Raw genomic sequence first — 19,816 nt, 5'->3', positions numbered from 1 at the left:
ATGGCTGTCGCGCAGGAAGTTACCCGTCGTCCAGGTCGCCCGGTATCGGCGTTCTGGACCATCGCGCGGCGCGACAGCCTCGCTGGCTTTCTGTTCATCGCCCCGCAACTGATCGGGATCGTCATCTTCGTGCTGATCCCGCTCGGGTTGGTGTTCTGGTATTCGCTGCATGAGTGGAATGTGCTCGCCAACACCTTCACCTATACCGGTACGCAGAACTACCGGATGTTGATGGAAGACGGCAATCTTCGTGAGGTGCTGGGCGCGACCGCGATCTTCTCGGCCGGGCTTGTCGTGTTCAACCTGTCGCTGGCGCTGCTGCTTGCCGTGCTGCTCAACCAGAAACTTGCCGGTATTGCGATCTTCAGAACCCTGTTCTTCTCGCCGGTGGTCGTTTCGCTGGTCGCCTGGACGATTGTCTGGGGCTTCCTCTTGCAGAAAAATGGCGGCATCAACGGCATGTTACTGATGATCGGCATCGAGGGGCCCAACTGGCTGCGCGAGGAGACGACAGCGATGATTTCTGTCATCGTCGTGCAGGTCTTCAAGAATGTCGGGCTCAACATGATCCTGTTTTTGGCGGCGCTCCAGGGCGTGCCGAAGGAACTCTACGAGGCGGCCCGCATCGACGGTGCGCCCGCCTTCAAGCAGTTCCGTCGCATCACCCTGCCGCTGATCAGCCCGACTATCCTGTTGACCTCGATCATCACCATCGTCGGCTCGCTGCAGGTTTTTGCGCAGATTGCGGTTCTGACCCAGGGCGGACCGGGTCTCTCGACCACGGTGCTGGTCTATTACCTCTACCAGCAGGCCTTCCAGTTCCATTTCTTCGGTTATGGCTCGACGCTTTCCATCCTGCTGTTCCTGATCGTCGCCGTGTTGACCTTCGCCCAGTGGCAGATGCGCAAGAGGATCGTCTTTTATGAAAGCTGACCTTTCCCCCCGCATGCAGGTGGCGCTTTACGGGCTGTTGTGTGTGCTGTTGATCCCGTTCGTTTTCCCGACCTGGTGGATGGTGACATCATCGATCAAGCCGATCAGCGACATCTTCGCCTTCCCGCCGCAGTTCTTTCCCCAAAACCAGGATTGGACGACCTACTCGAAGGTATTCGAGTTGCAGCCCTTCGTGCGGCAATACTGGAACTCCGCCTATATTGCTGCTGTCGTGACGATTGGCACGATGATTGTCTCCTCCATGGCAGGATATGCCTTCGCACGTATCCGGTTTCCGGGTGCCAATCTGATCTTCATGATCGTGCTGCTTGGCCTGCTCATCCCCTCGGAAGTGACGATCGTGCCACTGTTCCAGATGTTCCTGAAGGCCGGCATGGTCAACACCCACTGGCCGTTGATCCTTGTTCCGATCTTCGGCGCGCCAAGTGTCTTCGCCACCTTCGTCATGCGGCAGTTTTTTGTCACACTGCCGGGCGAGCTTGAGGAAGCGGCGCGTGTCGACGGCCTCGGGCGTTTCAAGATTTTCCGCAAGATTGCGCTGCCGCTGGCAAAACCGGCGCTGGCGTCGGTCGCGATCTTCACCTTCCTGCATTCGTGGAACCTGTTCCTCGAACCGATCGTCTTTCTTTCCAGCGCCGAGATGTTCACGCTGCCGCAGGCGCTGACCCAATATACCGACGCCTATGGCGGGCCGATGTGGAACATCCAGCTTGCCGCAGCGACGCTCATCGCGCTGCCCGTGCTCATCGTCTTCGTGATTGCCCAGAAGCAGTTCGTCGAAGGCCTCGCCCATACCGGCCTCAAGGGCTGAAGAACCGGAATCGATCGATGGCTAACGTTACCCTGTCCGACATCCGCAAAAGCTATGGCGCGGTGAAAACCATTCACGGCGTCGATCTCGACATCAGGGATGGCGAGTTTGTCGTCCTTGTCGGTCCCTCCGGCTGCGGCAAGTCCACATTGCTGCGGATGATAGCCGGTCTTGAAACGATTACCGGCGGCGAACTCAGGATCGGCGAGCGGATCGTCAACGATCTCGACCCGAAGGACCGCGATATCGCCATGGTGTTCCAGTCCTATGCGCTTTATCCGCATATGACGGTCGCCAGCAATATGGGCTTTTCACTGGAGCATCGTGGTTCGAGCAAGCAGGAAATCGCTGAAAAGGTGAACTGGGCAGCGGATATTCTCGGCCTCACACAGCTGCTCGACCGTTATCCGCGCCAGCTTTCCGGCGGCCAGCGCCAGCGTGTTGCGATGGGCCGTGCCATCGTGCGTAACCCGCAGGTGTTCCTGTTCGACGAACCCCTATCCAATCTCGATGCGAAACTGCGCGTCGTCATGCGTGGCGAGATCAAGGCGCTGCACCAGAAGCTCAAGACCACCACGATCTATGTGACGCATGACCAGGTGGAGGCGATGACGATGGCGGACAGGGTCGTGGTCCTGAACGGCGGCAGGGTCGAGCAGGTCGGCACGCCGCTCGAACTTTACGACCGCCCGGCAAATCAGTTCGTCGCCGGCTTCATCGGATCACCATCGATGAATTTTCTGTCCGGGACGATATCGGCAGGCGGTTTTGAAACCGGGGGTGTGGTCTTGCCCCTGCCGGCTGCTGCGGCCGGTCTGGCGGGAAGAGGGGCCGTCTATGGCATCCGCCCGGAGCACTTCTCACTCGATGCGTCCGGTGTACCGGCAGAGATAATGCTCGTCGAACCGCTGGGATCGGAAACGCAGGTCACCATGAAACTCGGCGGTTCAAGGGTGCTCGGCGTCTTTCGGGAACGCATAGGGCAGGCAGTCGGCGACCAGATAAGGGTCTCGCCAGCGCTTGACGGTATCCATTTGTTTTCGGATGAAAACGGAGATCAGCTGGACCTGCTTGCCCCGGATAATCTGGAGCTTCTCGGAAAAAATTGGTAGTGTCGACATAGTAAAAATTTCGGCTTAGGTTGACCCATGAAGCGGGTCTAAAATCAACCTGTGCTCCAATGCCCTTTCTTGTAGTTTTTTGGCCAAACCGTTTTCTGGACCGAGTTACGTGATAAAGCAGATTATTTGTATAAACTGGGGTACGAAATATGGTGCGCCTTATATCAACCGGCTTTACGCCATGGTGGCGAGAAACATAACGCCGCCGTTTACATTCACCTGTTTTACAGACAGCCGCGATGGAATCCGCTCCGAGGTCCTGTGTGAAGATCTTCCTGTTATCGACTACGAAATTCCAGAAACAAGGCGCGGTATATGGCCCAAGTCACGCCTGTGGGGGCCAAAGCTGGGATCCCTATCGGGGGTCGTGCTCTTTTTGGATCTGGATCTGGTTGTAACGGGTTCACTGGACGGGTTCTTTACATTCGGTAATCCCGAGGACGTGATCTTGGCCCGAAATGCGGCAAAGCCGTTCGAGCGTCTGGGGCAGACATCCGTTTATCGTTTTCCGATTGGTAAGCTCCTTCCCATCCAGACCAAGTTTGCTGCCGATCCCGTGGGTGTAGCCGAGAAATATGGATATGAACAACGATTTGTCACGCGTGAAGCGCCGGGCGGAATCAAGTTTTTTCCAGGAAAATGGATCCGTCATTTCCGTTTTCAGTGTTTGCTGCCCTTCCCACTCAACCTCTTTTTTCCCGCCATACTCCCGGCAGACGCAAGGATTATCATTTTTCCCGGAGAAATCCTGCCTGAGGATGCTATCCGTGGCGGATGGTCGGGTCGCCAAGGCATTACGCTCCGACAGCATCTGAAAGCATTTATCGATTACGGCTTTCGTCGAAAGCGCCCCTTTCAATTTCTGCGTCATTTCATGCGCCCTGTAGAATGGGTTGCGGAGCATTGGCGCGAATAGAGAAATTTCGGCCGATCAACGCGCAGACGCTGAAGCTCACGCGTTGATGAAACGCATTTGACTCGGGGTCCTGGCTCAAACAGTAGTGTGATACACATTCGGTGGTATGCGATTTCCTCACAACTTAATTGTTCGCATCGTTAAGCTTGGTGCAACTATGTTGTTCTTCAGGACGAGCTGGAATAAAGAACGGCCTGTTCAGAATGTTTGGCTGTGGAGGATTTGCTCTCGTTGAGGTTATTCTGCCTCCCTCGACAGGTATTTCAGAGAAAACTGCTTTCGAACAGCTCGCCTGAATAGGCCGAATGGGTAACGCCCGCTTCAAGATCGGCCTTGGTCAACTCATCGACAAAAACCCCGTTTTGCATGACCAGCACGCGATCGCACATATGGGCGATCACCGCGAGGTCGTGACTGACGAGAACAAAGGTCAGGTCGCGTTCTTCGCGCTGGTCGGCAAGCAGGTTCAGGATTTCGGCCTGGATGGAGACGTCAAGCGCGGATGTCGGCTCATCGAGCAGCAGGATCGGCGGCTCGAGGATCAGCGCGCGGGCAATTGCCACGCGCTGGCGCTGGCCGCCGGAAAGTTCGTGCGGGAAGCGCTCGGCGAAATGTGCGGGCAGGCCCACCTGCTGCAGGGCGGCAGGAACCTTCGACCAGCCATCGCCAAGCCCCATCGCGCGGATCGGTTCGGCGAGCGCCCGGCCGATGCGGTGGCGTGGGTGCAGCGAACCGTAGGGGTCCTGAAATACCATCTGCGCCAGTTTCAGTTCGTCGCGGCTGCGGGTCTTGCCGACCGGTTTGCCGTTAAAGCTGATCGAGCCGGTCCAGCCGGCTTCCAGCCCCGCCAGCGACCGTAGCAAGGTCGACTTGCCGCAACCGCTTTCGCCGACGATGCCAAGGGTTTCGCCTTTGTTGACCGTGAGGCTGACGCCGCGCACGACGTGATTGCGTTTTTCCTTTTCGCCGTAGACGACGTCGAGCTTGTCTACCGTGATCATCGCATCACCTCCGCATCGATTGCCTGACGATCCAGCACCTTGAGACGCCGCACCGGATTGCGGGGATCGGGCATCGCCGCGATCAGGCCGCGCGTATAGGGATGCTGCGCATCCTCCAGCTTTGTCAGCGTTTCCACGACGCGCCCGCCATACATGACCAGCACGCGTTCGCAGAAGGCCGCGACCATGCGGATGTCATGGCTGATGAGGATCAGGCCGGAATTATTCTCGCGCACCATCTCGTCCAGAAGCAAAAGCACATCCTTGCGCACGCTGACATCGAGGGCCGAGGTCGGTTCGTCGGCGATGACCAGCTTCGGCTTGGCGAGCAGCATCATGGCGATCATCACGCGCTGGCCCATGCCGCCCGATATCTGGTGCGGATAAAGCGCCATCACGCGGTCGGGATCGTTGATGCGCACGCGCAGCAACATGTCGCGCGCGGCACCTCTCGCCGCCTTGCCGGTCAGCGCCAGATGCAGTTCGGCGGCCTCCGCCACCTGCTTTCCGATGGGCAGCACCGGGTTCAGCGAATAACGCGGATCCTGCATGATCAGCGCCATCTCGCTGCCGCGGATCGCGCCCATCTGGCGTTCGGATTTTGTGAGCAGCGGTTCGGAGAGAAAGTCCATCCGCTCCGCCGTCACGGTAGCGCTTTTCGGCAGGAGCCGCATGGCGGCACGGCCGGTGGTGGATTTTCCGGAGCCGGATTCACCGACGATGCCGACCCTTTCGCGCCCGACGTCGAAATTGACGTTGGAAACGGCGGAAATGGCATTGCGCCCAAAACGGACATTGAGGTCGCGTACCGAGAGTATGGGAGTGCTGTCAGGAACGGGCATGACGCGGATCCAGAAGGTCGCGCAGCGTATCGCCGGCGATGTTGAAGGCAAGGCTCGTCAGCAGGATGGCGATGCCGGGCATGACGGCGACCCACCAGTAATCGAGCATGAATTTGCGGCCGCTAGAGATCATCGCACCCCATTCAGGCAGCGGCGGCTGCGCCCCGAGACCAAGGAAGCCGAGTGAAGCGGCGGTCAGGATGATGCCGGCCATATTCAATGTCAGGCGAACGATGACCGAGGGAATGCACATCGGCGCAATGTATAAAAACAGGATGCGCATCGGCGAGGCGCCATAGAGACGGGCGGCGGCAACGTAATCGGTATTGCGCACCACAAGCGCTTCCGCACGGGCAAGACGCGCAATCGGCGGCCATGCGGTCAGCGAGATTGCGATGATCGCCGTGCCGAGACCGGCGCCCATGGCGGCTGCAAAGGCCAATGCCAGCACGAGCGACGGGAAGGACAGGACGATATCGGTCGCGCGCATCAGGATCGCGTCGGTTCGGCCGCCGAAGAAACCGGCCATCACGCCAATGGCAAGGCCGATCGGACCAACGATGATCGAGACCGACAAAACCGTCTGGATGGTGATGCGGGTGCCGTAGACAAGCCTGCTGAAAATGTCGCGGCCGAATTCGTCGGTTCCGGCCAGATGCGCCCAGCTGGGAGGCTGGAGCGCGTTTTCGAGCGCCTGACGGGCAGGATCGTAAGGCGCGATGAGCGGGGCGAAAATGGCGACGACAACCAGAATGGCCAGAATGGCGAAGCCGAACATTCCAAGCGGTTCGTCTGCGAGCTTTCGAAGCGTCCGCATGGTGGTGGTCGACAGGCGCGACAGGGCGCCGGGTCGATCAACAGTATTGTTGTGCGCGATATCGGTCATCGTGCGGCCTCCCGTGTACGGGGATCAAGCGTGGTATAGGCCAGATCGGCGAGGAAGTTGAGCAGCATGAATATGAAGCCGATAACGATCGTGGCGGCCAGAATCGCATTCATGTCGCCGATGAGCAGCGCATTCGTCATGTACTGGCCGATACCGGGCCAGGAGAATACGATCTCCGTGACCACGGCGCCTTCCAGCAGGTTGCCATAGGAAATCGCCAGAACGGTGATGAGCTGCACGGCGATGTTGGGCAGCACATGGCGGGTTATGGTGCGTGCTGGGCTGACGCCCTTTGCCCGTGCCGCGATGACATAGTCCTGGCTGAGCTGTTCGAGGGTGAAGGCCCTCGTCATGCGGGTGATGTAGGCCATGGCCATATAAGCGAGGATGATGGCGGGCAGGATGATGTGTCCAAGCGCGTTCCAGAAGATTTCCGTCTCGCCCGCAAGGAGGGTGTCGATGAGCATCAATCCCGTCTTTGGTTCCACAAGGCCTTCGTAAAAGACATCCACCCGGCCGGGGCCCGCGACAAGGTTGAGGTTTGCGTAGAAAATCACCAGCCCGACGATGCCGAACCAGAAGACCGGTATCGAATGCCCGACAAGCGCAAAAACGCGCGCGAACTTGTCGATGAAGGTATCGCGGAAGAGGGCGGCGGCAAGACCGAGCGGGACACCGACGACCGTCGAGATGATGATCGCCAGCGTGGCGAGTTCGAAGGTCGCGGGAAACGCCTGCGCCAGATCCCGGGTCACCGGATTGCCGGTCAGGATCGCAATACCGAAATCGCCATGCAGCAGGCCGCGCAGGTAGATGAAGAACTGCTGGTAAAGCGGCAGGTCAAGCCCCAGCCGCGCTCGCATGGCCTCATAGGCCTTGGGGTCGGCAAGTTCGCCGACGATCGCCCCGACCGGATCGGTCGGCATGACCCGGCCGATGATGAAGGTGATGCAGAGCAGGATGAAGAGGCTGACGATCAGTTGCAGAAAACGATGTCCAAGCCCGCGCAGTGAGATCTCCGTCATTGCTGGCCGTACTTCCCTGCAAGAACGCCGTCAGCGGTGAAGCCTTTGCACGCTGCTCGCCGCAGACGCGCAATTCTCCTTTGCAAAAACTCTCGATGGTACTTCATCCCAACTCCTCCCTGAGTTAACATGAAAACATATGACGTGCTGTCATGTCATCATATGAGTAGCGAAGGGATTCGTATTCTGCAAGAGGGAAGAATGGCATGATGGGCGACAGGGTGAAGCCGCGGGAGAGGCGGGCGCAACAGATCATCGATAATCTCAGCGCAGAAATTCGCAGTGGAAAACTGAAAAACGGTGATCAGCTTCCCACGGAACCGGAGCTTGAGCGCAGCTATGGTGTGAGCCGGACAGTGGTTCGCGAGGCGATTGCCGATCTGCGCTCTGCCGGCTATGTCGTTCCTATCCAGGGCAAGGGGGTTTTCGTCAGCAATGCCAGTGAATGGGCCGGCGTGAAACTGACGCAATCCGAGGTCGGCACCATCGCGGAAACGCTGGAAATGCTCGAGTTCCGGCTTGCAACGGAAGGGGAGGCGGCGGCAATCGCCGCCTATCGCCGTACGGCCCAGCAGGAAGCGGCAATCTCTGCGGCGCACCGGAAAATGGCCCGCGCCATCGATGCGGGTGAAACCACCGTCGATGCCGATTACGAGTTCCATACGGCCATCGCAATCGCCACCAATAACCGCTTTTATCTGGAGGCGCTGCGTCAGTTCGGTTCGCGCTCCATCCCGCGCGGGCAGTTCCCCACGCTGCCGGAAACCGGTGACGCGAATTATCTTCGCAAAGTGCAGGCCGAGCACGAGGCAATCCTGCGCGCCATCGTCGAACAGGATCCCGACGCGGCGCGAAAAGCCATGCGTGAACATATGCTTGCGAGCCAGCGCCGATACAGGTTGCTCTCGGAAGCGCAATAGCATCTCGACACTCATCTTATTTCATGCGATGTCATATGATGACTTGCATGGAGAGAGGAGAGAATCGATGTATGTCGGCACCCAGGTTGCTGCGCGCGATGACGAGGATTTTAAGGTTTGGGCGCAGCTCGGCGTCAAAAACATCAACGCTGATCCGCCCGGAAAACCCGCGAGCTGGACTTTTGAGGACTTTGAACGCCACCGTGACAAGGTCGAAAGCTTTGGCCTTGTCCTAGACATGGTGCAATTGCCGCTGCCGTCCCGGCCCATCGAGCAGGCGTCGTATCCCGATATCCTGCTGGCCGGGCCGGACCGTGACCGGCAGATCGATGCGGTCTGCAAGATGATAGAAGATATCGCCAGGGCCGGTATCCCTGCGGCGAAATACAATCTCAACCTCATCGGCATTCCGCGCACGGAGATGGAACGCGGACGCGGCGGATCGCTCAATGAAGCCTGGCGCTGGGACAAGGCGGATCATGACGCCGCGCCGGGCCTCGCTGGCGTTCTTTCCGAAGACGAAAACTGGGAACGCATCGACTATTTCCTCGAACGCGTCGTGCCGGTGGCCGAAAGCAACCGCGTGCGCTTGGCCTGCCATCCGCATGACCCCTATACGCCTCCGGGTTACAGGGGCGTCACCCGCGTACTCGGCACGGTCGAAGGGCTGAAGAAATTCGTGCAGATGCGCGAGAGCCCCTATCATGGCCTGAATTTCTGCCAGGGGTCGATCGGCGAGATGCTCGACAATCCGCGCGATGAGATCGACGACATCATCAGGTGGTTCGGCAGCCGCGACAAGATCTTCAACGTCCATTTCCGCAATATCAGCGGCGGCAAACTCTCTTTCATGGAGACGTTCCCCGATGAGGGCGACATGGACATGGTGCGGTCGCTGAAACTCTATCACGAACTCGGTTATCGCTACATGATCATGCCCGACCACGTGCCGACGATTGCCGGGCGCGATGCCGTCGGTGTCGCTTTCGCCTTCTGCTACGGCTATATCGCCGCCTTGATAGAAGCGCTTGATAATAAACATCTTTGACGAATTAAACCGGCGACGTCCTTTGGGTCGCCGGCTCGTTTTCCAGACACGAATTACCGATCTGTAGGAGGAGCAGGTATGAAAAAAACATTGATCCGTCTCGCATTCACCACGGCCCTTGGGGCGATGCTGCTGCAGGCCGCGCCAGCCCTGGCCAAGACACCCAGCGACCAGCTTGTCATTGGAACCTCGCTGGCCCAGGTGCTGTCGCTCGACCCGCATCAGGCCACCGAAGGAAAAGCCAACGAAATCATGTCCAACCTCTATGACCGCCTGATTTCGGTCGATGGTTCGGGCAAGATTTCCCCGCAGCTTGCCGAACGCTGGGAGATAGATGACAAGGGCATCACCTTCCATCTTCGCGAGGCCAATTTCGCTTCGGGCAATCCGGTAACCTCGGCTGACGTCGTCTATTCGCTCAGTCGGCTGTTGAAGATGAACCAGGCGGCCGCAGCCAACCTCAAGCGCGTTGGCTATAACGCCGACAATGTCGACAAGCTGGTGAGCGCGCCGGATGAAAAAACGGTACGCATCGATCTTTCCGGTGAGACGACGTCTGAACTGCTTCTTTATCGTCTGGCCATGGTCATCGCCAGCGTTGTCGACAGCAAGGAACTCAAGTCGCATGAAACCAATGACGATTGGGGCAATGGCTGGCTGAGAACCAATTCCGCCGGTTCCGGTCCCTTTACGCTCAATCGCTGGTCGCCGAATGAGATCATCATTCTCGAGGCCAACAAGGATTATGTGGCCGGTAGCCCGAAAATGCGCCGCGTCATCGTTCGCCATGTGCCGGAAAGCCAGGTGGAGCGCCTGATGCTGGAGCGCGGTGATATCGACATCGCCAGCGCGCTGACGGCTGCCGATCTTGCAATCTTCAACAACAAGGAAGGTTTCCAGATTCAGCGTGTGCCGACGGGCGGCTTCTACGTCCTGTCCATGAATGCCGGCAAGGAGCCCTTGTCCAACCCCAAGGTCCGCGAAGCGATTGCCTATGGCATCGACTATAAGGGCATGGAAAAGACCATCATGGGTCCTTATGGCCGGACGCGCACGGTGCCGGTGCCGGAAAACTTCGAATATGCCATTCCGAGCCCGGACTGGAAGCTCGATGTTCCGAAGGCGAAGGCTCTCCTCAAGGAGGCCGGTTATGAGAACGGCTTCACGCTCAATCTGAAGACGATCGCGCAGACGCCGCGCATCGACCTCGCCACCGCGATCCAGGCCTCGCTCAGCGAGATCGGCATCAAGGTCAATATCCAGCAGGGTAACGGTTCGGACGTGATTGCCGCCCATCGCGCGCGGGATTTCGACCTGCTCATTCCGCAGACCGGCGCCTACATGCCGAATGTGCTGGGCTCGATGGAGCAGTTTTCCAGCAATCCCGACAACTCGCTTGCCGCCAACAATGCCGGCAATTTCGTGTGGCGCTCGGCCTGGGACATTCCTGAACTGACTGCCCTGACGGCAAAGGCTTCGCTGGAGCCCGACGCCAAGAAGCGCGGGGAAATCTACACCCAGATGCAGGAAATGTTCGTCGCCCAGAAGCCGGCGGTGCTGCCGATGTTCGAGAGATTCGAGCCGATCGTGTTGAATGCGCGCGTGAAGGATTATGTGGGCCATCCCAGCCAGACGACCCGGCTGGAAAAGGTTACGAAGGACTAAGGGCAAACCATAGTCTCCGAAAAACCTGTGACGGGCGGTTTTACCGCCCGTTTTTTATCAGTGGCCAACCGCGGAGCCCGGCCGCGGCAGTGGATTGTCGGTATCATCCCCGCAATTTCAGGGGGTTTTCTCAAGGACTTCATCGGATTAGACCGTCCGATGACTATTCCTTCCGTCGGGCGAGAGTCGCGAACTCCGCTCACCCACCTCCCGAAGAATGCGTTGACGACCATGAACCTTGCACAGATAAAACTTCCGTCGCGGCCGCTGAGCCTCAAACGTGGCGTCATTTCGGTGCCGGCGGCCTATTATTTCTCCATTCCCGTGCTTCTGGTGATCACGGTCGTCATGCTCGTGGCCGAAGGCCCGGGCATATTGCGCGACTATCAGATCAGCAAAGACCCGCTGGAGATTGAAAACGGCGATATCAACGGCAGCTGCAAGACGCGCAAGGCGATCTTCACGACCTGCGAGGCGGATCTTTCCTATGAACAGGCGGGCGTGAGCTACAAGAAGGATGTCGAGGTCATGTTCGTCGATTTCCATTCCGGCGATTATGAAACCGGGCTGGTCATCTCCGCGAAGAACCCGGAACTCGCAACGATTTCGCTGGGCCTCGACATGCTCTGGAACCGTATCATCACGCTCGGCGTGTTCGTCGCCCTGCTCGGTTTCGGCAGTCTTGCGATGCTGTTCACACTTGTCCGTGTCCTGCGGGTTCGTCTGCAGCTGCGCAAGCCCGCGCCTTTGACCGTCATCCCGGTCGCGCTGACGGCCGTTGCCGAAAAACGCAGCCGTCTCTTCGTGACTTATGCCGATACTGTAAGGGACGATAAAACCAAGCGGCAATCCTTTACGCATCTGGAGCGGGGTCGCATTCCCGTTGTCGTCGGCCATACTGGTAAACATGATGTGGCGCTCGCGGTCCTGCATGGTAACAGCGCGTTACCGGTTCTGCTCGACGATCAGCTGGAACGGATCGACCTTACGGAGCAGGAGCGGGCGGAAGCTCTCGCATCGCTTGCCCCGATGGTCGCGACTGAGACACAGGGGGCTGCCGCGGCCCAGGCCGCGGCGATGAAGAAAGGGCCGGGTCTGCTGCGCAGACTGGGCACTTTCGTTGCCATCGTTGCCGTCATCATCGTTGCGGTGTTCGGTTACTGGCTGTGGTATGTCACAAGCGCTCCGTCGCAATTCAACTCGCCCGGAATGGACATCAACAACATGCTGCCGGCAGCACTGAACGAGTGGGGTTGCGCCCGTCTGCAGGAGCGTTTCGCCAATGGCCCGGCGCCTTTCGGATGCACCGCGGCAGATTATCGAAGCTGGAAGTAAAAGCTTCGGTCGATCACTTTTTCGGGTCGGTTTGCCAAAAGTGTTACAGCTTGGCACGCCGGCCCGAACTCTTTTCCTTTGCGCGAGAAAATATTGATACAATTATCAATAGTTGCATTAGAGATTTATAAATAAAGCACTCCCATAGTGCCACCGTGAGCGGTTCTTCAGAGGCTGGGAGAGTGCAGCATGTTCACGGTTTTGGAATGCGTTGCCATACAGCACGACCGGGCGGTCGTTCTTCTTGCAGCTGTTATCTGCCTGCTTGGCATGTTTGCTTTTTTTCACCTTCTGTTGCGTGCGGAGGAAAGTCCGGCCGGCCGTAAGCCCTATTGGGTGCTGGTTGCCGCCTTTGCCGGAGGCCTCAGCGTCTGGGCCACGCATTTCGTCGCCATGCTCGCCTATAAGGGCGCGGTTCCGATCGGTTATGATTTCGCCTTCACGGCTTTGTCGGCGGTTTTCGCCGTTATCGGTTTCTGGCTGGCGCTCACCGCCCGCTCGCAGGCCGCTTACAGCCCTGTCATCGTCGGCACGCTCATTACCCTGTCGGTTGCCGTCATGCATTTCGTCGGAATGGCGGGAATGGATGTCGCCGCCACGATCAGCTACCGGTGGGGGCCGGTGCTGGGCGGTTTTGCGGTTGCCTGGGTGTCTTTCCTGCTGGCCTTTTTTCTTTTCCGTGGCATCGGTTCCTGGAAGCGCATCGCCGCGCCGGCCGCATCGGCGATTTTCGCGATCTGCGCGCTGCATTTCACGACCATGTCGGCCACGGTGCTTTCGCCGGATCCGTCCGTATCCGGGCCTGATCCTGACAATGTCGCCCGGCTGATCATGATCTGCGCCATTTCCGGCGTCACGTTCCTGATCCTGTCTTCCACCGCCGCTGCCGCCCTGGTGGATCGTTATCTTGTCGATCTCAAGGGTCTCGTGGATGCCACGCTTGATGGCCTCGCCGTCGTCCGCGATGGGCGGATCGTGGAGCTGAACACCCGTTTTGCCGGCCTTCTGGGCAGGGATGAAGCATCGCTGGTCGGACAGAACCCCGACGATCTCTTCAAGGCTATCGACGGACAGCCTGCTTATCTGCCGCGCCATACGCCGGTGGAGGCGGTGCGCGAGCGCGCCGGGCAGGCGCAGATATTCGAACTCAGCGTACGCACGATCGAATATCGCGGCCGCCCCTGTGAGGTGATGGCCATCCGTGACCTGACGGAAAAGCGGGAAGCGCAGCGAGAAATCGAATATCTCGCCCGCCATGATGTTCTGACCGGCCTTTCCAACCGCACCATGTTCCAGACCCGTCTTCACCAGCAGATCGAGCATTGCGACGAGGATGACGAATTTGCGCTGCTGGCGCTCGATCTCGACCGGTTCAAGGCGGTCAACGACATATTCGGCCATGCCGAAGGGGATCGCGTCCTGAAAAAGGTCGCCGCCATTCTCGATGAATGTGCAAGGGCAGGCGATGTGGTGGCCCGTCTCGGTGGCGATGAGTTCGTCATCCTGACCGCGCGGCACACCAGGGCGGAAGAGGCGCGCCTGCTGGCAGAGACGATCCTTGGCATGTTCGCACTGAAGATGAATGTCGCCAACGATCCGACCTCCGTTGGCGTCAGCATCGGCATCGCTGTTTTCCCACGGGACGGCCGGGATCATGAAAGCATCATGCATGCCGCAGATCTGGCGCTTTACCGCGCGAAGATGGGCGGACGCGGCATATTGGCTTTCTACGACCCGGTGATGGATCAGGAGGCGCGCGAACGCCGCCAGCTCGAGACGGATCTGCGGCTTGCCATCAATCGCAACGAGCTGCTGCTGAACTATCAGCCGGTGCTGTCAGTCGAATGCGGCCAGGTCGTCGGCTACGAGGCGCTGGTGCGCTGGCAGCACCCGACACGGGGCGTGGTGCCGCCGGATGTCTTCATTCCGATTGCCGAGGAAAGTGGGATCATCATCTCGCTCGGCGAATGGGTACTGCGTGAGGCCTGCCGTCAGGCGGCCGGCTGGGCGCCGCATCTGAAGGTCGCGGTGAATGTCTCACCGTTGCAGTTTTCGCTGGCCAATCTCGGGCATGTCGTCTGCACCGTCCTGATGCAGACCGGGCTTTCGCCGAACCGGCTGGAGCTGGAAATCACGGAAGCTGCCCTTCTGAAAGATCGCAAGACGACGCTGATCATCCTCAACCAGTTGAAGGCGCTCGGTGTCGCCATCGTCATGGACGATTTCGGTACGGGTTATTCCTCGCTCAGCAACCTGCAGAGCTTCCCCTTCGACAAGATAAAGATCGACCGCAGTTTCATCGCCGCCATGAGTGATGATGACAATGCCCGCGCCATCGTGCGCGCGGTGATCGGCCTTGGCCGCAGCCTCGATCTGCCGGTCACGGCGGAGGGGATTGAAACGGATGCGCAATATCGCATGGTCGTCGACGAGGGCTGCGCGCAGGCGCAGGGTTATCTCTTCGGCAAACCGGATGTCGCGCCCGCGCAGGTCGTAAGAACCACCACGCGGAAGAAACATTCCGTTTGATAAAAGAGGCGACGGCGCAGGACGCCGTCGCCCCGCCTTTCCCACATCCGATGGAACGAGAGCGACGGCAGATCGTTAGGGTTGCGTATGGCGCGTCCATGCTGCGGTTGCCCCGGCGGTGCCGACGACCAGCCTGACGGGAGTGGTTTGATCCCCTGTCATGAACGCGCCTCGGATGAACTTCTATTGACGGGAGAGACCGCGATGACAGACCGCCTCGAGCCACAGGACCCACGCAGCCAGTATCCGCGCCCGCCCTTTTCGACCCCGACCCAAGAGATGCCGGGTCTGGTGACGAATATGACGCCTTTCCCTGATCATGGTGAGAAAAGCTACAAGGGCACCGGCAAGCTTGCCGGGCGCAAGGCGCTGATCACCGGTGGCGATTCCGGCATCGGCCGCGCGGTAGCCATCGCCTTTGCGAGGGAAGGTGCTGATGTGGCGATCTCCTATTTGCCGGAAGAGGAGTCCGACGCCGAGGAGGTCGTGGCGCTGATTGAGGCGGAGGGCCGCGTGGCGGTTGCGCTGCCCGGCGATGTTACCGATGAGGCATGGTGCCGCGAACTGGTTGAGAAAGCGGCCGGCGATCTCGACGGGCTGGATATTCTGGTCATCAACGCCGCGAGACAGCAATATCGCGAAGACATAGAAGAACTGTCGACCGACGATTTCGACCGCACCATGAAGACCAATCTTTATGCCCTGCACTGGATTGCGCAGGCGGCTGTTCCCCATCTCAAGCCGGGGTCGTCGGTGATCACCACCGCCTCGATACAGGCTTATGAGCCCTCCGCCATCCTGCTGGACTACGCCACCACCAAAGCCGGTATCGTCGCCTATACGAAAGCGCTTGCCAAACAGCTCATCGAAAAGGGCGTGCGCGCAAATGCCGTTGCGCCGGGGCCGTTCTGGACGGTGCTTCAGCCGAGCGGCGGCCAACCGGACGAGAAGGTGAAGAATTTCGGCAAGGACAGCGATTTCGGCCGTCCGGGACAGCCGGTGGAACTGGCGCCCGTTTACGTGCTGTTGGCGTCGCAGGATGCGAGCTTCATCAATGGCGAGGTTTATGGCGTCACCGGCGGCAGGGGCATTGCCTGAGGCGATGCCCGCCAATGCCGGATAGACCTTTGAGGATTTCGAGATGAAACGGCAGGCAGAACGTTCAGACAGTAGCTTGAAGAGCTTCGATGTCCGCGACCGGCTGATACTGGCGCTTTATGCGCAGCTGAAAGCGGAGCGGCAGACCCGCGAGGCGATGGAGTGGGTGATCCGCAATGGTGGCCTTTCGCCGGAGGTGCTGGAAGCCATGGCGTCCGACCCGGTGCCGGTTCTGGCGGAGGCGGATGTACCCGCCATCGAGCGCATTCTGGCCGGCGACCGACGCCGGGAAATACCCTCCCGCAGCGATCACGAGGGACGACGGTCATGAACCGGAGAGCCAGTTGGAGAGGCCATCTGACCTTTGCCGATTTCAACTGCGAAATCGGCCTTTATTCGGCGCTGACCTCGGCGGAGAAAATCGCGTTCAATATCGTCAACCGCAAGACCGGCCACCGCGTCGAGCGGCAATATGTTGATAGTGATACCGGCGAGGCGGTTCTTCGCGACGATCAGGTCAAGGGATACGAGCTCGACAATGGTGATCATATCGTCATCGAGGGCGACGAGATCGCGAAGCTGATGCCAGAGAGCGACAAGGTCATCCGCGTCAGTCACTTCCTGCCCTGTGACGAGATCGACAAGCTTTATTTCGACAAGTCCTATTATCTCGCGCCGGGCGGGGAGGGTGGTGAAGAGGCGCTGACGCTTCTTGCCAGAGCGATGGACGACGAGAATGTCGCAGCTCTCGGCGAAGCGGTGCTTTTCCGCCGCAACCGTGTCCTGCTGATCCGTCCGAGCGGCACGGCTCTCGTCGCGACGACGCTGAATTTCAGCTACGAGGTCCGTTCGCAGACATCCGTCTTCAAGTCGATCCCCGATATCGAGTTTGATGAAGAAATGCTCGAGCTCGCCGGTCACATCATCGAAAAGCGCGCCGGTACGTTTGATCCCGCAGACTATAGCGACCGTTATAATGATGCCCTGGCCGAACTGGTGAAAGCCAAGATCGAAGGCCGGGAAATCACGAAACAGCCGCCACGCCGGGAGGACAATATCATCGATCTCAAGGAGGCCCTGCGCCGCAGCGCCGGTGCGGGAGCGGACAGCAAGAAAAAGGCGACGGCAGCAGGCCGCAAGGCGTCGCGGAAAGCGAGCTGATCCATGGGATTGCAGGCCTATAACGCCAAGCGCAGTTTCGACAAGACGCCGGAGCCCAAGGGTGCGAAGATCGAACAGCAGGGATCGAGCTTCGTCATCCAGAAACACGATGCGCGCCGTCTTCATTATGATTTTCGGCTGGAAATGGATGGGGTGCTGAAAAGCTGGGCGGTGACGCGCGGCCCGAGTCTCGATCCCGAGGACAAACGCCTTGCCGTGCATGTGGAGGACCATCCCCTCAGTTATGGTGATTTTGAAGGTGTTATCCCCAAGGGACAATATGGCGGCGGCACCGTGATTGTCTGGGATCGCGGCAACTGGCAGCCGATCGGTGACGCCCGGAAAGGTTATCGCAAAGGTCATCTGGAATTTGAACTGGAAGGCGAAAAGCTGAAAGGACGCTGGCATCTGGTGCGCATGCATGGAAAGCCGGGCGAAAGCCGGGAAAACTGGCTGCTGATCAAGGGCGACGACGAGGAAGCCAGACATAAAGGCGGTGCGGATATTCTGGAGGAACGGCCGGAATCGGTGAAAACCGGGCGCAGCGTCGAGGAAGTCGCGGCCAAACCGAAAGATACCTGGAATTCCAAGCCGGTATCGAAAAAGGCTGCCGCTTCGACGTCGGGCAAAAAACAGGCGCATGCGCTGCCCAAAGGCGCGCGCAAACAGGCTATGCCGTCCTTCGTGCCGCCGGCGCTCGCGACGCTCAAGCCGAAACCGCCCGACGGAGATCGCTGGCTGCATGAAATCAAATTTGACGGCTATCGTCTGCAGGCGCGCGTCGATCAGGGCAAGCTCCAGCTCCTGACCCGCAGCGGGCTGGACTGGACGGAGAAATTCGGCGGGGCCGTGACAGGAGCTATCAAGGCGTTGCCGGTGGAAACGGTGTTGATCGACGGCGAAATCGTCGTGGAACGCGATAGCGGGGCTTCCGATTTCTCCGCCTTGCAGCAGGATCTGAGCGAAGGACGCAGCGACCGTTTCGTATTTTACGCCTTCGATCTTCTTTATCTCGATGGCAGCGATCTGCGTGGTGCAGCATTGAGCGAACGAAAGGCGCTGCTCGAAAAGCTGTTGCCGGCGGGCGATCCCTATCTCCGTTACAGCCAGCATTTTGAAGAAAGTGGCGCGCTTGTCCTCGACCATGCCTGTCGGCTCAGTCTTGAGGGTGTCATTTCCAAGGTCAAGAGCAGCAAATATGTTTCCGGGCGTAAGGGAGAATGGGTAAAATCCAAATGCTCGATGCGACAGGAATTCGTTATCGGTGGTTATACTGTCTCCTCGACATCGGACCACGCCATTGGATCGCTGGCGCTCGGTGTTTATGAAAATGGCAAGCTGCGCCATGTTGGACGTGTCGGGACAGGTTATACGGGCGAAGTGGCGGAGATGCTGCTTGGCCAGCTGAAGCCGCTTGAGCGCGAGGAAAGCCCGTTCGGTGAGAAACTCACCGCGCTTGCCCGACGCGATCTTCATTTCGTCAAGCCGGAACTAGTGGCGGAGGTGGAGTTTCGAGCATGGTCTGGAGATGGCAATCTGCGTCATGCCTCTTTCCGGGGGCTGCGCGAAGACAAGCCCGCAGGAGAAATCGAACGCGAGGAGAAGGCCGTGTCCGACACCAAGGCGCCGCAATCGACAATCAAGTTCACCCATCCGGACCGGCTGTACTGGCCGGACGATGGCGTGACGAAGGAGGGGCTTGCCGATTATTATGCGCAGGTCTGGCGGCACATCGCGCCCTTTGTCGTCAACCGGCCGCTGGCACTGCTGCGCTGCCCGGAGGGTATAGAAGGGCAGCGTTTCTTCCAGAAACATGCCTGGCGCGGCATCAACAAGGCGGTCGAGCAGATCAGAGACCCCAAGGACAAGGGCGGTGAACCGCTGATCCGCATCACCGATTTTGATGGCCTGATGGCGCTCGTGCAATCTGCCGCGCTTGAAATCCACCCATGGGGCGTGACCACCGCCAATTGGGAAAAGCCTGACATGATCACCATGGATATCGACCCCGGCGAGGATGTGGCATGGGAAGAGGTGATCGAGGCGGCGCTGCAACTGAAACGGCGTTTCGAAGAGGCCGGGCTTGCCGCTTTCGTCAAGACCTCGGGCGGCAAGGGCCTGCATGTCGTCGCACCGCTGAAGCCGCAGGCGGGCTGGCCCCCGGTAAAGGCCTTCGCCAAGGCCATGGCGGTTGATATGTCGAAGGCCGAACCGGAGAAATATCTCTCCGTCGCCACCAAGGCGAAACGGCAGGGCCGCATTTTCATCGACTATCTGCGCAACGGCAGGGGCAATACCGCGGTTGCGGCCTATTCGACACGCGCCCGGGCGGGAGCCGCCATTTCAGCGCCGCTCGAATGGTCGGAACTGACAGCCGAGATCGGCCCGGCTCATTTCACCGTCAACAATATCGGGGCTCGTCTTTCCGCGTTGAAAAAAGACCCGTGGGACGGCTTTTTTGCCGCCGCCGAACCGCTGCCGAAAAAGGCCCGGTGAAGACGCCG

17 protein-coding genes are annotated in these 19,816 nt (G+C 59.2%); 13 read left to right on the top strand and 4 right to left on the bottom strand.

Annotated features, from left to right (window positions below):
* From QRN60_RS24910 to QRN60_RS24895, 4 genes are all read left to right on the top strand, one after another.
* A complete protein-coding gene (locus QRN60_RS24910) occupies positions 1 to 933 on the top strand; it encodes a carbohydrate ABC transporter permease (protein ID WP_060725545.1) in 933 nt (310 codons plus the stop codon).
* A complete protein-coding gene (locus tag QRN60_RS24905; RefSeq protein WP_111820839.1) occupies positions 923 to 1,765 on the top strand; it encodes a carbohydrate ABC transporter permease in 843 nt (280 codons plus the stop codon). Before QRN60_RS24910 ends, QRN60_RS24905 begins: the two co-directional genes overlap by 11 nt.
* 17 nt (positions 1,766 to 1,782) lie before the next feature.
* Positions 1,783 to 2,877 carry an ABC transporter ATP-binding protein gene (locus tag QRN60_RS24900; protein ID WP_113100927.1) on the top strand — a complete coding sequence of 365 codons (1,095 nt, stop codon included), beginning with the start codon at positions 1,783 to 1,785 and terminating at the stop codon, positions 2,875 to 2,877.
* Between the two features lie 118 nt (positions 2,878 to 2,995).
* Complete coding sequence (locus tag QRN60_RS24895; protein WP_112207232.1) at positions 2,996 to 3,802, top strand: glycosyl transferase; 807 nt, start codon at positions 2,996 to 2,998, stop codon at positions 3,800 to 3,802.
* Between the two features lie 263 nt (positions 3,803 to 4,065).
* On the opposite strand, the gene QRN60_RS24890 is transcribed toward QRN60_RS24895, so the two are convergent.
* The 4 genes from QRN60_RS24890 to QRN60_RS24875 all read right to left on the bottom strand — a co-directional run bounded on the left by QRN60_RS24890 (position 4,066) and on the right by QRN60_RS24875 (position 7,556).
* Positions 4,066 to 4,803, bottom strand: a complete 738-nt coding sequence (locus QRN60_RS24890; protein ID WP_003505589.1) for an ABC transporter ATP-binding protein — start codon at positions 4,801 to 4,803, stop codon at positions 4,066 to 4,068.
* Positions 4,800 to 5,645, bottom strand: a complete 846-nt coding sequence (locus QRN60_RS24885; protein ID WP_129565199.1) for an ABC transporter ATP-binding protein — start codon at positions 5,643 to 5,645, stop codon at positions 4,800 to 4,802. Before QRN60_RS24885 ends, QRN60_RS24890 begins: the two co-directional genes overlap by 4 nt.
* Entirely contained in the window at positions 5,632 to 6,462 is an 831-nt protein-coding gene (locus QRN60_RS24880; RefSeq protein ID WP_373426368.1) for an ABC transporter permease, read from the bottom strand. Before QRN60_RS24880 ends, QRN60_RS24885 begins: the two co-directional genes overlap by 14 nt.
* 65 nt (positions 6,463 to 6,527) lie before the next feature.
* Positions 6,528 to 7,556: an ABC transporter permease gene (locus QRN60_RS24875; RefSeq protein WP_060727246.1), complete on the bottom strand. Its 1,029-nt coding sequence runs from the start codon at positions 7,554 to 7,556 to the stop codon at positions 6,528 to 6,530.
* Between the two features lie 206 nt (positions 7,557 to 7,762).
* Here QRN60_RS24875 and QRN60_RS24870 point away from each other — a divergent pair, with 206 nt between their 5' ends.
* The 9 genes from QRN60_RS24870 to ligD all read left to right on the top strand — a co-directional run bounded on the left by QRN60_RS24870 (position 7,763) and on the right by ligD (position 19,808).
* Positions 7,763 to 8,476 carry a FadR/GntR family transcriptional regulator gene (locus QRN60_RS24870; protein ID WP_111791811.1) on the top strand — a complete coding sequence of 238 codons (714 nt, stop codon included), beginning with the start codon at positions 7,763 to 7,765 and terminating at the stop codon, positions 8,474 to 8,476.
* A 67-nt stretch (positions 8,477 to 8,543) separates the two neighbouring features.
* Entirely contained in the window at positions 8,544 to 9,524 is a 981-nt protein-coding gene (locus QRN60_RS24865; RefSeq protein WP_111791812.1) for a mannonate dehydratase, read from the top strand.
* A 126-nt stretch (positions 9,525 to 9,650) separates the two neighbouring features.
* Positions 9,651 to 11,189, top strand: a complete 1,539-nt coding sequence (locus QRN60_RS24860; RefSeq protein WP_236761780.1) for an ABC transporter substrate-binding protein — start codon at positions 9,651 to 9,653, stop codon at positions 11,187 to 11,189.
* Between the two features lie 231 nt (positions 11,190 to 11,420).
* Positions 11,421 to 12,524: a hypothetical protein gene (locus QRN60_RS24855; RefSeq protein ID WP_129567329.1), complete on the top strand. Its 1,104-nt coding sequence runs from the start codon at positions 11,421 to 11,423 to the stop codon at positions 12,522 to 12,524.
* Positions 12,525 to 12,713: 189 nt separating this feature from the next.
* Positions 12,714 to 15,053: a bifunctional diguanylate cyclase/phosphodiesterase gene (locus tag QRN60_RS24850; RefSeq protein WP_003505597.1), complete on the top strand. Its 2,340-nt coding sequence runs from the start codon at positions 12,714 to 12,716 to the stop codon at positions 15,051 to 15,053.
* A gap of 204 nt (positions 15,054 to 15,257) precedes the next feature.
* The gene (locus tag QRN60_RS24845) at positions 15,258 to 16,151 is read left to right on the top strand and encodes an SDR family oxidoreductase (RefSeq protein WP_077998800.1); all 894 of its coding nucleotides are present in this window, start codon (positions 15,258 to 15,260) and stop codon (positions 16,149 to 16,151) included.
* Positions 16,152 to 16,194: 43 nt separating this feature from the next.
* Positions 16,195 to 16,482, top strand: coding sequence for a hypothetical protein (locus tag QRN60_RS24840; RefSeq protein WP_111791461.1), 288 nt, complete (start codon positions 16,195 to 16,197; stop codon positions 16,480 to 16,482).
* Entirely contained in the window at positions 16,479 to 17,312 is an 834-nt protein-coding gene (gene ku / locus QRN60_RS24835) for a non-homologous end joining protein Ku (RefSeq protein WP_129565201.1), read from the top strand. Before QRN60_RS24840 ends, ku begins: the two co-directional genes overlap by 4 nt.
* A 3-nt stretch (positions 17,313 to 17,315) precedes the next feature.
* On the top strand, positions 17,316 to 19,808 hold the full coding sequence (ligD, locus tag QRN60_RS24830; protein ID WP_111820836.1) for a DNA ligase D: 2,493 nt from the start codon (positions 17,316 to 17,318) through the stop codon (positions 19,806 to 19,808).
* Positions 19,809 to 19,816 lie beyond the last annotated feature (8 nt).

Source organism: Agrobacterium sp. CFBP2214, assembly GCF_030209895.1.
Taxonomy (GTDB): domain Bacteria; phylum Pseudomonadota; class Alphaproteobacteria; order Rhizobiales; family Rhizobiaceae; genus Agrobacterium; species Agrobacterium radiobacter.
Note: the sequence above shows the minus strand (reverse complement) of the source record. Positions and strands in the feature narration are given on the sequence as shown.

Coding starts and splice junctions, on each gene's coding strand:
- QRN60_RS24910 (WP_060725545.1), top strand. CDS start 1: ATGGCTGTCGCGCAGGAAGTTACCCGTCGTCCAGGTCGCCCGGTATCG.
- QRN60_RS24905 (WP_111820839.1), top strand. CDS start 923: ATGAAAGCTGACCTTTCCCCCCGCATGCAGGTGGCGCTTTACGGGCTG.
- QRN60_RS24900 (WP_113100927.1), top strand. CDS start 1,783: ATGGCTAACGTTACCCTGTCCGACATCCGCAAAAGCTATGGCGCGGTG.
- QRN60_RS24890 (WP_003505589.1), bottom strand. CDS start 4,803: ATGATCACGGTAGACAAGCTCGACGTCGTCTACGGCGAAAAGGAAAAA.
- QRN60_RS24885 (WP_129565199.1), bottom strand. CDS start 5,645: ATGCCCGTTCCTGACAGCACTCCCATACTCTCGGTACGCGACCTCAAT.
- QRN60_RS24880 (WP_373426368.1), bottom strand. CDS start 6,462: ATGCGGACGCTTCGAAAGCTCGCAGACGAACCGCTTGGAATGTTCGGC.
- QRN60_RS24875 (WP_060727246.1), bottom strand. CDS start 7,556: ATGACGGAGATCTCACTGCGCGGGCTTGGACATCGTTTTCTGCAACTG.
- QRN60_RS24870 (WP_111791811.1), top strand. CDS start 7,763: ATGATGGGCGACAGGGTGAAGCCGCGGGAGAGGCGGGCGCAACAGATC.
- QRN60_RS24865 (WP_111791812.1), top strand. CDS start 8,544: ATGTATGTCGGCACCCAGGTTGCTGCGCGCGATGACGAGGATTTTAAG.
- QRN60_RS24860 (WP_236761780.1), top strand. CDS start 9,651: ATGCTGCTGCAGGCCGCGCCAGCCCTGGCCAAGACACCCAGCGACCAG.
- QRN60_RS24855 (WP_129567329.1), top strand. CDS start 11,421: ATGAACCTTGCACAGATAAAACTTCCGTCGCGGCCGCTGAGCCTCAAA.
- QRN60_RS24850 (WP_003505597.1), top strand. CDS start 12,714: ATGTTCACGGTTTTGGAATGCGTTGCCATACAGCACGACCGGGCGGTC.
- QRN60_RS24845 (WP_077998800.1), top strand. CDS start 15,258: ATGACAGACCGCCTCGAGCCACAGGACCCACGCAGCCAGTATCCGCGC.
- QRN60_RS24840 (WP_111791461.1), top strand. CDS start 16,195: ATGAAACGGCAGGCAGAACGTTCAGACAGTAGCTTGAAGAGCTTCGAT.
- ku (WP_129565201.1), top strand. CDS start 16,479: ATGAACCGGAGAGCCAGTTGGAGAGGCCATCTGACCTTTGCCGATTTC.
- ligD (WP_111820836.1), top strand. CDS start 17,316: ATGGGATTGCAGGCCTATAACGCCAAGCGCAGTTTCGACAAGACGCCG.